The sequence below is a fragment of the Pseudomonas sp. BS3767 genome, from assembly GCF_900099665.1.
Lineage (GTDB): Bacteria > Pseudomonadota > Gammaproteobacteria > Pseudomonadales > Pseudomonadaceae > Aquipseudomonas > Aquipseudomonas cerasi.
The window spans coordinates 263,829-277,532 of record NZ_FNCX01000004.1; the positions used below are offsets into that span (position 1 = coordinate 263,829).

Here is a 13,704-nt window from a genome sequence, read left to right on the forward strand (position 1 = left end):
CGCTGCTTGATTGATGCCTGACCGCTATCGCTCCTAAGGTGGCCGACGACAGCAAAATCGTGGAGCGATCATGACAACAACAACTTCCCCCGACGCACGCTGGACACGTCGTCGCAGCGAGAAGCAGCGGCGTCTGGAGCAAGTGCGGGCGTTGGCCGATGGTGTGGTGTTGCCGACCGGCAATATCGTCGCCGCGCTGGAGGCCCTGCTGGTTTCCGGCGACCGCGTGGTGCTTGAAGGCAACAATCAGAAGCAGGCTGACTTCCTCTCCCGCGCGCTGGCCAAAGTCGATCCGGGCAAGGTGCATGACCTGCACATGATCATGCCGAGCGTCGGCCGCGCCGAGCACCTTGACCTGTTCGAACAAGGCATCGCGCGCAAGCTGGACTTCTCGTTTGCCGGCACGCAAAGCCTGCGCATCAGTCAGTTGCTGGAAGACGGCCTGCTGGAAATCGGCGCGATCCACACCTACATCGAACTCTATTCACGGCTGGTGGTGGACCTCATCCCCAACGTGGTGCTGGCGGCAGGCTTCATGGCCGACCGCGCCGGCAACATCTACACCGGGCCCAGTACCGAAGACACCCCCGCACTCATCGAACCGGCGGCATTCAGCGACGGCATCGTTATCGTCCAGGTCAATCAGCTGGTCGATGACGTCAGCGAGCTGCCACGGGTGGATATCCCGGCCTCGTGGGTCGACTTTGTGGTGGTCGCCGACAAGCCGTTCTACATCGAGCCGCTGTTCACCCGCGACCCGCGCCACATCAAGCCGGTGCATGTGCTGATGGCAATGATGGCGATTCGCGGCATCTACGAGAAACACAATGTCCAGTCGCTGAACCACGGCATCGGTTTCAATACCGCCGCCATTGAGCTGATTCTGCCGACCTACGGCGAGTCGCTGGGCCTGAAGGGCAAGATCTGCCGCAACTGGACACTCAATCCGCACCCGACATTGATCCCGGCCATCGAAAGCGGCTGGGTCGAGAGCGTGCATTGTTTCGGCACCGAGCTGGGCATGGAGAACTACATTGCTGCCCGCCCGGATGTGTTCTTCACCGGACGCGATGGCTCGCTGCGTTCCAACCGCCAGCTCTGCCAGCTGGCCGGGCAATACGCCGTGGACCTGTTCATCGGCGCAACCCTGCAGGTCGATGGCGACGGGCACTCCTCGACAGTCACCCGTGGTCGTCTGGCCGGCTTTGGCGGCGCGCCGAACATGGGCCATGACCCACGCGGCCGGCGTCACGCCACGCCCGCCTGGCTCGATATGCGTCAGCAGCACGATGACGGCCCGGCTGCCTACCTGGAGCGCGGCAAGAAGTTGGTGGTGCAGATGGTCGAAACGTTTCAGGAAGGCGGCAAACCGACCTTCGTCGAAACCCTGGACGCGGTCGAAGTGGCGAAGAAAAGCGGCATGCCGCTGGCGCCGATCATGATCTACGGCGACGACGTGACCCACCTGCTGACCGAAGAAGGCATCGCCTATCTCTACAAGGCGCGCAGCCTTGAGGAACGCCAGGCGATGATCGCGGCAGTGGCGGGCGTGACTGTGATCGGTTTGCGCCACAACCCCAAGGACACCGCGCGCATGCGCCGTGAAGGGCTGATCGCGCTGCCCGAAGACCTCGGCATTCGCCGCACCGACGCCAGTCGTGAACTGCTCGCCGCCAAGAGCATTGCCGACCTGGTTCAGTGGTCCGGTGGCCTCTACAACCCGCCTGCCAAATTCAGGAGCTGGTAATGAGCGCACTTCAATTGGCACCGCAATCGGCCTCGCTGGCAGTACGACTGGCCGATCTGGCCGTCGACGCCTTGATCGACGAAGCCGACCTGTCGCCCAAACCGGCCCTGGTGGACCGGCGTGGCAGCGGCGCGCACAGCGATTTGCACCTGGGGCTGATGCATTCCTCGGCGTTGTCATTGTGGCCGACTTTCAAGTTGATGGCTGACGCCGCCACGCAGTTCGCTGTTGTGGACCGGCCATTGCGTGAGGCACTGGGCAGGCTTGGCCGTGAAGGCGAAGCCACCATGCTGCGCACCACCAGCGGGGTGAATACGCATCGCGGCGCGATCTGGGCGCTGGGTCTGCTGGTGACCGCTGCCGCGCTGGAGGCTCGGGATTGTGCGCCCGATGCCATCTGCGCGCGCGCTGCCGCTTTGGCCCAGATCAAGGACCGCCAGGTGCTCACGCAGAATAGCCACGGTGATCAGGTAGTTCGGCGTTACGGTGTCATGGGCGCCAGAGAGCAGGCGCAGCAAGGGTTCCCGGCGGTCAGGCTGTTCGCCTTGCCACAACTGCAACGCAGCCGTGCGGCAGGCAGCGGCGAACAGAACGCTCGGTTGGATGCGCTGTTGGCGATCATGACTACGCTGGACGACACCTGTGTGCTGCATCGCGCCGGCATCGAAGGGCTGAATGCCATGCAGCACGGGGCACAGCGCGTGCTCGACGCCGGAGGCAGCGCCAGTCTGGCGGGCCGCCGCGCACTGAACGAGCTTGATCAGCACTTGCTGGCCCTCAATGCTTCGCCCGGTGGCGCGGCGGATCTGCTGGCTGCCTGCCTGTTCATCGATGGCCTTGAGCCTGCGCTCGGCCCTGTTTCGAGGAGTGCCTGAAATGGAAACCCTGTCTTTTGAATTTCCTGCCGGACAGCCGCCGAGGGGGCGTGCGCTGGTGGGTGTGGTGGGCTCCGGTGATCTGGAGGTGCTGCTGGAACCCGGTAAACCGGGCACCTTGTCGATTCAGGTGGTGACGTCGGTCAACGGTGCCTCGCTGCGCTGGCAACACCTGTTCGAGCGCATGTTCGAGGGGCAGACCCCGCCTGCGCTGAGCATCGATATTCATGACTTCGGCGCGACGCCCGGCGTCGTGCGTTTGCGCCTGGAGCAAGGCTTCGAGGAGATCGGTCATGACTGATAGCGCACGTTTGCTGAATCAGCACAGTTTCATCGAATTGGGTGCCCGACAGCGCGCCCGCGCCTTGCTGGATGCAGGCAGCTTCCGCGAACTGCTGGGGCCGTTCGATCGGGTCATGTCGCCGTGGCTGGCCATGCAGGGCGTGGTGCCTCAGGCGGATGACGGCGTGGTGGTCGCCAAAGGCACTGTCGATGGTCGGCCAGTGGTCATCGCCGCCATCGAAGGCTCGTTTCAGGGCGGCAGCATGGGCGAAGTCGGCGGCGCGAAAATGGCCGGCGCGCTGGAACTGGCTGCCGAAGACAACCGCAACGGCATTCCCACCGCCGCGATCGTGCTGCTGGAAACCGGTGGTGTGCGTTTGCAGGAAGCCAATCTGGGCCTGGCCGCGATTGCCGAGATTCATGCCGCGATAGTCGATCTGCGTCAGTACCAGCCGGTGATCGGTGTGGTGGCAGGCAGCGTTGGCTGCTTTGGCGGGATGTCCATCGCCGCAGGGCTGTGCAGTTACCTGCTGGTGACTCAGGAGGCACGTCTGGGCCTGAACGGTCCGCAGGTGATCGAGCAGGAAGCCGGCATCGAAGAATACGACTCCCGCGACCGTCCGTTCATCTGGAGCCTGACCGGTGGCGAGCAACGCTTTGCCAGCGCTCTGGTGGATGGTTTTGCTGCCGATGATGTCGCCGATGTCCGCCAGCAGGTCAGCGGCTGGCTCAAACAGGGCGTGCCCGACACGCATCGCAGCAGTCAGTACCCACTGTTCCTGCAGCGACTGGCAAGCCTCGACACTGAGCCGCAAATTGATCCGCAAAGCGTGCGCACTCTCTATCAAGGAGCCCGGTCATGAGTCATTCACAGCGGGGTTTGAACTGGTTCAACGCCTTGAGCGCAGGCGCCCGTGAGGTCACTGGCCTGCCTGCCTCACTCAAGGTCGCCGACGGTTTTCTCGGCGAGCAGGCGGTGCGTTTTGTTGCAGTGATTGCCGATACCGACAACCGCTTTCCCCGGGCGCGTCAGGGCGAAGTCGGCCTGCTGGAAGGCTGGGGCCTGGCCAAGGCGGTGGACGAGGCCATCGAGCAGGATCGCGACCGCGCCGAAAAACGTGCATTGATTGCCATCGTCGACGTGCCGAGCCAGGCCTACGGGCGTCGCGAGGAGGCGCTCGGTATCCATCAGGCATTGGCCGGAGCTGTGGACAGTTACGCGCGAGCGCGTCTGGCGGGACATCCGGTGATCGGTCTATTGGTGGGCAAAGCCATGTCCGGCGCATTCCTGGCCCACGGCTATCAGGCCAATCGATTGATCGCGCTGCGTGATCCCGGCGTGATGGTGCATGCGATGGGCAAAGCCTCGGCAGCCCGCGTAACCCTGCGCAGCGTCGAGGACCTGGAAAAGCTCGCCGCCAGCATCCCGCCGATGGCTTACGACATCGACAGTTACGCCAGTCTCGGTCTGCTGTGGGAAACCCTGGCGGTCAGCCAGATCGAACAGCCCGCTGCAGATGACCTGATTCAGGTGCGCAACGTGCTGAGCAGTGCGATCAAGGACGTGCAGGCCCGCGGCGTCGATCTGAGCAGCCGTCTGGGTGCGAGCAACCGTGCGGCGTCGGCCAATGTGCGTCAGTTGCTGCGGGCGCAATGGTGATCAGCAACACTGGCGCAGTGCTGCCCCATGATTTGTTGTGGGGCATGCCGCTGTCTGCGTTGCCTGACGACGCGCCCAAATGGGCGGTCGAGGCCGTGCTGGCCGGGCAACCGGTGGTGGTCCGGCGTCAGGCAATGCCCGCCGGGCAGGTGGCGGTGGGCTTGCGCGGTCGCGGTCGGGAGCAACGCTATGCCGCAAGCATGTCGTTGGCCGACGTCTGCCGAAGGGTCATGCCCGAGCAGTTGATCGAAGCCCCGACCGAGAGTCTTCAGCAATGGCCGGCGTTGCAGGCGTTGCGCCAGATCCGTCCGGTCATGGAGGCGCTGGAGCTGGACTGGGGCGTCGGCGGCAGTGCCGGATTCGAGCTGGCCAGCGGTATTGCGGCGTTGCATCAGGACAGCGATCTGGACCTGATTCTGCGCACCCCGGGGCGCCTGAGTCGCCGCTGCGCCGCCGAGCTGGTCGAGGCGCTGGAAACCTCGGTCTGTCGGGTCGACGTCCAGCTGCAACTCGAACACGGTGCCGTGGCGCTGCGTGAGTGGGCGCGGCCAACGGGGCGGGTGCTGCTCAAGACCGTTAGCGGCGCGCGGCTGGTTACAGACCCTTGGCACCTGGCTCAGGTGTGCGCATGAGCAGCCTGTGGGTGTTTCCCGGCCAGGGCGCCCAGCAAGCCGGCATGCTGCATCAGTTGCCGGACGAGGCCGTGGTGCGCGATTGCCTGCAGGAGGCGGCCGATGCACTGGGCGAAGACGTGCTTGCGCTGGACACCGCCGAGGCACTGCAAGCCACCCGTGCCGTTCAGCTTTGCTTGCTGATCGCTGGCGTCGCATGCGCGCGCGTGCTGCAGGCGCGTGAGTGTGTGCCGGACTACCTGGCAGGGCTGTCCATCGGCGCTTATCCGGCTGCGGTGATTTCGGGGGCGCTGGCTTTTGACGACGCCGTGCGCCTGGTCGCGCTGCGTGGCGAGCTGATGCAAGGCGCCTGGCCGCAGGGTTACGGCATGACCGCGCTCATCGGTCTGGACCAGACGCAGGTAGAAGCGCTGATCGCGCAGGTACACAGCGCGAAGGCACCGGTATTTCTCGCCAATATCAACGCCGACAACCAGATGGTGATCTCCGGCAGTGCCGAGGCGATGCATCAGGTCGGTCAACTGGCCAAGGCTGCCGGAGCGGCAGCGGTCAAGCGTCTTGCGGTCAGCGTGCCGTCACATTGCGCCTTGCTGGACGCTCCCGCGCAACAACTGGCCGAGGCCTTTTCAAGGGTCGCGCTAACGGCACCCAGAATACGTTACCTGAGCGGCAGCACGGCGCGACCTGTGCGCAATGCCGAGAAGCTGCGTGACGACCTGGCGTTCAACATGTGTCGGGTCATCGACTGGCGCAGCACCGTGGAAACCGCCTGGGAGCGGGGCGTGCGCCTGCACATCGAATTGCCGCCCGGCAGCGTGCTGACCGGGCTGGCGCGCAAGGTATTCCAGCAGGGCACCGCGCTGGCTTTTCAGGCTGCGCGCCTGGACAGCCTGGTTGCGCTGTCGCGCGAGGAGGGTCGCCGCACCCCATAGAGCCGCCGTGCAGCTGCTACGAAGGACAAAAACAACAACTTCAGCAATGCAAACAGAGGAATAACAACAATGATTATCTATGGTGTTGCACTACTGGCCATCTGCACGCTTGCGGGCGTGATTCTCGGCGATATGCTCGGCGTTCTGCTGGGCGTGAAATCCAATGTGGGCGGGGTCGGGATCGCCATGATCCTGTTGATCTGCGCGCGCCTGTGGATGGAAAAACACGGCGGCATGAGCAAGGACTGCGAAATGGGCGTGGGTTTCTGGGGCGCGCTGTACATCCCGGTGGTGGTGGCGATGGCCGCACAACAAAACGTTGTAACCGCACTCAAGGGCGGGCCGGTGGCGGTGTTGGCCGCTGTGGGTTCGGTGGTGCTGTGTGCCTGCACCATCGCAGTGATCAGTCGTACCAATCGCGGCGAGCCGTTACCCAAGGAAGAGCCGCTGCTGACGCCTGAAATCGCCCCGGCTGGAGGTCGCTGATATGTGGGATCTCATCGAGAAGGGACTTGAACATAACGGCCTGATCACCGCATTCGCTTTCGTCGGCATCATCATGTGGGTGTCTGTGGTGCTGTCCAAACGCCTGACGTTCGGCCGGGTGCATGGTTCGGCCATTGCGATCGTCATCGGGCTGATTCTGGCCTGGGTCGGCGGCACCTTGACCGGCGGCCAGAAAGGGCTGGCGGATATCACGCTGTTTTCCGGTATCGGCCTGATGGGCGGGGCGATGCTGCGTGACTTCGCTATCGTGGCGACGGCTTTTGAAGTGCAGGCCACCGAAGCGCGCAAGGCCGGGCTGATCGGCGCCATCGCCTTGCTGCTGGGCACGATTCTGCCGTTTATCGTCGGCGCGAGCATTGCCTGGCTGTTCGGTTATCGGGACGCGATCAGCATGACCACTATCGGTGCCGGGGCGGTGACCTACATTGTCGGCCCGGTGACCGGTGCTGCGCTGGGTGCCACCTCCGATGTGATGGCGCTGTCGATTGCCACCGGCCTGATCAAGGCGATTCTGGTGATGGTCGGCACGCCCATGGCGGCGCGCTGGATGGGGCTGGACAATCCGCGCTCAGCGATGGTTTTCGGTGGTCTGGCGGGTACTGTCAGCGGCGTTACCGCAGGGCTGGCGGCAACCGACCGGCGTCTGGTGCCTTATGGCGCGCTGACCGCTACGTTCCACACCGGTCTGGGCTGCCTGCTCGGGCCATCGGTGCTGTACTTCATCGTGCGCGCCATCGTCGGCTAGGCGCTGTACTAAAAGTGGCTGCGCTCGGTGATGCTTCGTTCGCCGACTTTTCGTACAGAGCCTAGGTCAGGTCATCTGTTCCAGCAGCCGGTTGGTGTACATCCGGCACTCGGCCAACAGCGCGAGCAGGTTGGGATCGCGCTGTTTGGACTTGAGAAAAACAATGCCGATGTGCTGCTGCATCCGGTAGCGGCTCTGCAACGGGATCAGGCGCACGCGGTTTTCATAGACCGCGGCGATTCTTCCCGGCAGCAGTGCATAGCCGACGCCGGAGCTGACCATGCTCAGCAGGGTGAAGATGTCATTGACCTGCATCGCCACCTTGGGCTCGAAACCGGCCTGCCGGAACACGCGGATCCCGTCGCGGTGTGTGGCAAAGCCTTGGGTCAGGGTGATGAACGTCGCTTCGCGCAGATCGCCCAGGTCCACTTCAGGGTGTTCGGCGAACGGCGAGTCGGTGGGGACGGCGAGAAAGATGTCGTCGGAAAACAGCGCCAGATGCTCGCAGTCCGGGTCGTTGGTGCTCTCATCCAGTGACACCAGCATCGCATCGACTTCCATGTTCTTGAGCTTGTAGAGCAGGTCCATGTTCGAGCCCAGAATCAGGTCGATATTCAGCTCGCTGCGGCGGATCTTCAGGCCCATGATCAACTGCGGCACGGTCTTGACGGTCAGCGAATACAACGCCCCCAAGCGAAACCGCGCCGCTGAGAAGCCTGCCGCCTGACGGGTCAGTTCTACCGTGGCGAGCACGTCCTGGACCAGCTTCTGCGCACGCTCTTCAAGTACATACGCGCTTTCCAGCGGCGTCAGGTTGCGGCCCTCATGCTTGAACAGCGGGCAACGCAACGCACTTTCCAGCGAATGAATGGCGCGGTGCACGCTGACGTTACTGGTCTGCAGCTCCTCCGCTGCACGTGCCAGATTGCCGGTGCGCATGAAGGCCAGGAATATTTCCAGTTTCTTGAGCGTCAGTTCGTCATCGATCTGCATGTCGTGGCGCTTATGGTTGAGGTGCGCTGATTGTGCACAACTCATGCGTCGATAGCTGCTTAAAATATCCGTCACTGACACGGGTGTTGCGGTTTGTTTCAATAACCCGGAGTCTCTGTTTCCAGTGTTTTCGCCACAAGAGGGTATCGAGCGGATGTACTACGGAGAAAAATTCAATGCCTGGTCGCACTTGGTCGGCGCTGTGCTGGCAGCCGTCGGTGCGATCTGGCTATTGGTCATGGCCAGCCTGCATGGCGATGTCTGGAAAGTGGTCAGCATGGCCATCTATGGTGCGTGTCTGGTGACGCTGTACAGCGTCTCGACGGTCTACCACAGCGTCAAGGGACGCTCGAAATCGATCATGCAGAAGGTCGACCACTTTTCGATCTACCTGATGATTGCCGGCAGCTACACCCCGTTCTGTCTGGTGACATTGCGCGGCGCATGGGGCTGGACCCTGTTCGGAATTGTCTGGGGGCTGGCGCTGATCGGCATCCTGCAAGAGATAAAACCGCGCTCCGAAGCGCGAATCATGTCCATCGTGATCTACGCCGTGATGGGCTGGATCGTGCTGGTGGCCGTCAAGCCACTGATGGCTGCACTCGGTGTATCGGGGTTCATCTGGCTGGCCGGAGGCGGCGTGCTGTATACCGTCGGCATCCTGTTCTTCGCCTACGACCAGATCCGCCACTTTCACGGTATCTGGCACCTGTTCGTCATCGGCGGCAGTTTGATGCACTTCGTGGCGATTTGTTTTTATGTGCTGTGAAAGTGGCCAGGTTCAGGCCTCAATGGCTGGGTAAATGCAAATCCTTGTGGGAGCGAGCCGGTGTCTGATTCTGAGCGTGCAGCGCGTTTGAGGACTCATCAAATGATCAAAAATCGCCCCACAGCTGTTGCGCCACGCTGAGCGCGACCACGGGAGCGGTTTCAGTGCGCAGCACGCGCGGGCCGAGGCGTGCGGCGTGGAAGCCGGCGTCTTGCGCCTGATCGACTTCCGCATCGTTCAGACCGCCTTCCGGACCAATCAGAAAGGCCAGGCTGGCAGGCTTGTCATGACTGGTCAGAGGTTCAGCCACCGGGTGCAGGACCAGTTTCAGGTCGGCCTCGGTGTGCTTGATCCACTCGGCCAGCGGCATCGGCGCATGAATCACCGGCACCACGGAGCGGCCACATTGCTCGCAGGCGCTGATTGCGATCTGCTGCCAATGCGCCTGACGCTTCTCGGCACGTTCGTCCTTCAGGCGCACCTCGCAGCGTTCGCTGACAATCGGCGTAATTTCGCTGACGCCCAGTTCGGTGGCCTTTTGAATGGCCCAGTCCATCCGCTCGCCGCGCGACAGGCCCTGACCGAGATGAATGCGCAGGCCTGACTCTTGCTGCCCGGCAAAGCTTTCGGTGAGCTGCACATGCACGCGCTTCTTGCCGACTTCCAGCAAGGTGCCGCGAAACTCCTGGCCCGAACCGTCGAACAGTTGCAGCGCGTCACCTTCGGTCATGCGCAGCACGCGGCTGATGTAATGCGCCTGGGCCTCAGGCAGTTCATGCTCGCCCAGACTCAGCGGCGTTTCAGTAAAAAAGCGGGACAGTCTCATGGTGTGTCTCGGTTCTGGTGTTCGTTTTGTGATGACGCATTCGCGAGCAAATGAAGGTCGCCCGGACAGGCCACCGCCAGTGGGAGCGAGCTTGCTCGCGAAGGCGCCAGTCCGGCTGCATTTAATTCCAGCCTTTAACCCGGATCCCTGAAGTCCGGATGAAAGTTCTCGCGCACGGCAACGCTGACGCTGCTACGTGTTGCGATATCAATGCCTTCGCTGGCCACTTCGGCGAGGAAGTCGATTTGCTCCGGCGTAATCACATAGGGCGGCAGGAAATACACCACGCTGCCCAGTGGCCGCAGCAGTGCGCCACGCTCCAGCGCATGCTGGAAGACTTTCATGCCGCGGCGTTCCTGCCACGGGTAGGCGGTTTTGCTCGCCTTGTCCTGAACCATTTCGATGGCGATGGCCATGCCGGTCTGACGCACTTCCGCGACATGCGGATGATCGGCCAGGTGCGCGGTGGCCGTCGCCATGCGTTGCGCCAGGGCCTTGTTGTTTTCGATGACGTTGTCCTGCTCGAAGATATCCAGGGTCGCCAGCGCCGCCGCACAGGCCAGCGGGTTGCCGGTGTAGCTGTGCGAGTGCAGAAACGCACGCAGGGTCGGGTAGTCGTCGTAGAACGCGTCGTACACATCATCGGTGGTCAGGCAGGCCGCCAGCGGCAGGTAGCCACCGGTCAGTGCCTTGGACAGGCATAGGAAATCCGGACGGATGCCGGCCTGTTCGCAGGCGAACATGGTCCCGGTACGGCCGAAACCGACAGCGATTTCATCGTGGATCAGGTGCACGCCATAGCGGTCGCAGGCGTCGCGCAGCAGCTTGAGGTAGATCGGGTGATACATGCGCATGCCGCCCGCGCCCTGGATCAGCGGTTCGACGATCACCGCCGCAACGCTGGCGTGGTGTTCGGTAAGGGTCTGCTCCATGGCGACGAACATGTTGCGCGAATGCTCTTCCCAGCTCATGCCGTCCGGGCGGTGGTAGCAATCGGGGCTCGGCACTTTGATGGTATCGAGCAGCAACGCCTTGTAGGTTTCGGTGAACAGCGGTACGTCACCGACCGACATCGCCGCCATGGTCTCGCCGTGGTAGCTGTTGGTGAGGGTGACGAAGCGTTTCTTGTCCGGCTGGCCGCGATTGAGCCAGTAATGAAAGCTCATTTTCAGCGCGACTTCGATGCAAGACGAGCCGTTATCGGCGTAGAAGCAGCGGGTCAGGCCCTCGGGCGTGAGTTTGACCAGCCGTTCGGACAGTTCGATCACTGGCTGATGGCTGAAGCCGGCGAGGATCACATGCTCCAGCTGGTCGACCTGATCCTTGATGCGCTGATTGATGCGCGGGTTGGCGTGTCCGAAAACGTTGACCCACCAAGAGCTGACAGCGTCCAGATAACGCTTGCCCTCGAAGTCTTCAAGCCATACGCCTTCACCACGCTTGATCGGTATCAACGGCAGATTTTCGTGGTCTTTCATCTGGGTGCAGGGGTGCCACAGGACCTTCAGGTCACGCTGCATCCACTGGTCATTGAGGCCCATTTTCAATCTCCGGGTAGCGACTCGCCTGATGCGAGGACGAACAATCGCGCAAGCCTATGCAATGCCCGGCTGCGGAACAACCTTTGATGCAGTTTTAACGGGCGATGGACATTGCTGGCGGCTATTTGATGGCTCGCGTATCCTGCGCAGCGAGTCGATGTGTCGGGCTGACTTGCCCTATCTTCCCTATGTTTTCTGGAGTTCGCCGAATGCTTTCTGGTTGGCTGCGCGCCTGTGCGCTGATAGTGGCAGGGTTGGTCAGCGTTTCGACGCTCGCCGATGAAAAACAACGAACCGCCATTGTCGTCGGTGGTGGTCTGGCAGGTTTGACTGCTGCCTATGAACTGCAGGCCAAAGGCTGGCAGGTGACGGTGCTGGAAGCCAAGCCGAGTCTGGGTGGACGCTCCGGTCTGGCGACCAGCGAGTGGATCGGCAACACCAAGGCTCAGCCTGTGCTGAACCGCTACCTGGACAGCTTCAAGCTGGCGACCGTGCCCGCGCCTGAATTCGTGCGCACGCCCAGCTACCTGATCGACGGCGTGTACTTCACCCAGGCTGACCTGGCCGTCAAACAGCCGGCGACCGCCGAAGCCATCAAGCGCTACAACGACACGCTGGACAACCTCGCGCGTTCGGTTGACGACCCGGAAAACCCGGCGTCCAACAGCACGCTGTTTGCGCTGGACCAGATCAACGTCGCCAACTGGCTGGACCGTCTGAACCTGCCTGCTACGGCGCGTCAGTTGATCAATCAGCAGATCCGTACCCGCTACGACGAGCCTTCGCGCCTGTCGTTGCTGTACCTCGCCCAGCAATCGCGGGTTTATCGCTCGGTCGACGAGCGTGACTTGCGTGCTGCGCGCCTGCCCGGAGGCAGTGCGGTGCTGACCCAGGCGTTCGTCAAGCAACTCAAGACCGTCAAGACCAACTCGCCGGTGACGGCAGTCGTCCAGGAGAAGGACAAGGTCACCGTCAAGGCTGGCGCGACCAGCTACACGGCGGATTACGTGGTCATGGCCGTGCCGTTGCGTTCGCTGGGCAAGATTCAGATGACGCCTGCGCTGGACGCTCAGCACATGGGCGCGATCAAGAGCACCAACTACGGCTGGCGCGACCAGATCATGCTCAAGTTCAAGACCCCGGTCTGGGACAGCAAGGCGCGCATGTCCGGTGAAGTGTTCAGTAACACCGGTCTGGGCATGTTGTGGGTAGAGCCGGCGCTTAAAGGTGGCGCCAACGTGGTGATCAACCTGTCGGGCGACAACGCGCGCATCATGCAGGCCTTCGGCGACAAGCAGATGGTCGATCAGGTGCTGATCCGTCTGCATGCGTTCTACCCTGAAGCACGCGGTGCGTACACCGGCTATGAAATCCGCCGCTACAGCGTCGATCCGTCCACTGGCGGTTCTTACCTGGCGTTCGGCCCCGGTCAGATCAGCAAATACTGGCGTCTGTGGGAACGGCCGATTCTGCGTGTAGCCTTTGCTGGCGAGCACACCGACACCTTGTACCCCGGCACTCTGGAAGGCGCCCTGCGCAGTGGTCAGCGTGCAGCCGGTCAGGTGCAGGATCTGGCCGCTGGCAAGTCGTTCGAACCGGTCAAGGTTGCACCGCCGAAAGCACCGGCCCCGGCTTCGCAGAAGTCCGAAGGCAATTTCTTCAGCAATCTGTTCGGTGGTTCCTCCGACAAGCCGGCCGAACCCGCCAAGCCGCAGGCTGACAAGCCAGGCTTCTTCTCGCGCCTTTTCGGTGGTGATGAAGCTCCGGCCCCGGCCCCTGCTCCGGTAGAGAAGGCTGTAGAGCCTGCTCCAGCGCCTGCACCGGCTGCCGCTCCGGCACCCGTGGTTGCGCCGGTTGTCCAGCCTGCCAAGCCATCGGTAAAAGCCGAGCCAGCGAAGAAGCCGGCGACCAAGGCCGAGCCTGCGAAGAAAGTGCAGAGCAAGGAAGCGGCCAGGAAAGAAGCGGCTAAAAAAGAGGCTGCGAAGAAGGAAGCGGCCAAAAAAGAGGCCGCGAAAAAGGCTCAGAGCAAACCGGCTCCCGCCAAGACCCCTGCTGAAGCAGCGCCTGCAGACGCCAATAACTGACCGTCCGATGGCTGACTGAAAGGGATGCGGTTCATACCGCATCCCTTTTTTTATGCGTGCTCGATTCGTTCTATCCCTGTGCTCAGGCCTGATGGTGCCGTTCATCGGCAT

At 62.5% G+C, this 13,704-nt stretch carries 14 protein-coding genes; 11 read left to right on the plus strand and 3 right to left on the minus strand.

Annotated features, from left to right (window positions below; genetic code table 11):
* Positions 1 to 70 precede the first annotated feature (70 nt).
* From mdcA to madM, 9 genes are all read left to right on the plus strand, one after another.
* Positions 71 to 1,747, plus strand: coding sequence for a malonate decarboxylase subunit alpha (gene mdcA, locus BLR16_RS14200; RefSeq protein WP_003432104.1), 1,677 nt, complete (start codon positions 71 to 73; stop codon positions 1,745 to 1,747).
* Entirely contained in the window at positions 1,747 to 2,622 is an 876-nt protein-coding gene (locus BLR16_RS14205; RefSeq protein WP_003432101.1) for a triphosphoribosyl-dephospho-CoA synthase, read from the plus strand. Before mdcA ends, BLR16_RS14205 begins: the two co-directional genes overlap by 1 nt.
* Position 2,623: 1 nt before the next feature.
* Positions 2,624 to 2,923, plus strand: coding sequence for a malonate decarboxylase subunit delta (locus tag BLR16_RS14210; protein WP_003366083.1), 300 nt, complete (start codon positions 2,624 to 2,626; stop codon positions 2,921 to 2,923).
* A complete protein-coding gene (locus BLR16_RS14215) occupies positions 2,916 to 3,767 on the plus strand; it encodes a biotin-independent malonate decarboxylase subunit beta (protein ID WP_065350810.1) in 852 nt (283 codons plus the stop codon). Before BLR16_RS14210 ends, BLR16_RS14215 begins: the two co-directional genes overlap by 8 nt.
* Entirely contained in the window at positions 3,764 to 4,564 is an 801-nt protein-coding gene (gene mdcE / locus BLR16_RS14220; RefSeq protein ID WP_044308705.1) for a biotin-independent malonate decarboxylase subunit gamma, read from the plus strand. The genes BLR16_RS14215 and mdcE overlap by 4 nt, the downstream gene beginning before the upstream one ends.
* A complete protein-coding gene (locus BLR16_RS14225) occupies positions 4,558 to 5,196 on the plus strand; it encodes a malonate decarboxylase holo-ACP synthase (RefSeq protein WP_003366089.1) in 639 nt (212 codons plus the stop codon). The genes mdcE and BLR16_RS14225 overlap by 7 nt, the downstream gene beginning before the upstream one ends.
* The gene (gene mdcH / locus BLR16_RS14230; RefSeq protein ID WP_003366090.1) at positions 5,193 to 6,128 is read left to right on the plus strand and encodes a malonate decarboxylase subunit epsilon; all 936 of its coding nucleotides are present in this window, start codon (positions 5,193 to 5,195) and stop codon (positions 6,126 to 6,128) included. Before BLR16_RS14225 ends, mdcH begins: the two co-directional genes overlap by 4 nt.
* A 69-nt stretch (positions 6,129 to 6,197) precedes the next feature.
* Entirely contained in the window at positions 6,198 to 6,614 is a 417-nt protein-coding gene (gene madL / locus BLR16_RS14235) for a malonate transporter subunit MadL (RefSeq protein WP_003366092.1), read from the plus strand.
* Position 6,615: 1 nt separating this feature from the next.
* Positions 6,616 to 7,380 (plus strand): malonate transporter subunit MadM, encoded by a 765-nt coding sequence (gene madM / locus BLR16_RS14240; RefSeq protein WP_003366094.1) that lies wholly within the window; start codon positions 6,616 to 6,618, stop codon positions 7,378 to 7,380.
* 66 nt (positions 7,381 to 7,446) lie between these two features.
* Here the strand turns inward: madM and BLR16_RS14245 are convergent, their stop codons facing one another.
* Entirely contained in the window at positions 7,447 to 8,373 is a 927-nt protein-coding gene (locus tag BLR16_RS14245) for a LysR family transcriptional regulator (RefSeq protein ID WP_044308702.1), read from the minus strand.
* A 154-nt stretch (positions 8,374 to 8,527) separates the two neighbouring features.
* Here BLR16_RS14245 and BLR16_RS14250 point away from each other — a divergent pair, with 154 nt between their 5' ends.
* On the plus strand, positions 8,528 to 9,142 hold the full coding sequence (locus BLR16_RS14250) for a PAQR family membrane homeostasis protein TrhA (RefSeq protein WP_074806705.1): 615 nt from the start codon (positions 8,528 to 8,530) through the stop codon (positions 9,140 to 9,142).
* A 106-nt stretch (positions 9,143 to 9,248) separates the two neighbouring features.
* Here the strand turns inward: BLR16_RS14250 and BLR16_RS14255 are convergent, their stop codons facing one another.
* Positions 9,249 to 9,968 carry a 16S rRNA (uracil(1498)-N(3))-methyltransferase gene (locus tag BLR16_RS14255; RefSeq protein ID WP_003366101.1) on the minus strand — a complete coding sequence of 240 codons (720 nt, stop codon included), beginning with the start codon at positions 9,966 to 9,968 and terminating at the stop codon, positions 9,249 to 9,251.
* Between the two features lie 134 nt (positions 9,969 to 10,102).
* A complete protein-coding gene (locus BLR16_RS14260) occupies positions 10,103 to 11,509 on the minus strand; it encodes an adenosylmethionine--8-amino-7-oxononanoate transaminase (protein ID WP_074806708.1) in 1,407 nt (468 codons plus the stop codon).
* A gap of 209 nt (positions 11,510 to 11,718) precedes the next feature.
* Here BLR16_RS14260 and BLR16_RS14265 point away from each other — a divergent pair, with 209 nt between their 5' ends.
* Positions 11,719 to 13,593 carry a flavin monoamine oxidase family protein gene (locus BLR16_RS14265; protein ID WP_074806711.1) on the plus strand — a complete coding sequence of 625 codons (1,875 nt, stop codon included), beginning with the start codon at positions 11,719 to 11,721 and terminating at the stop codon, positions 13,591 to 13,593.
* Positions 13,594 to 13,704: the final 111 nt, after the last annotated feature.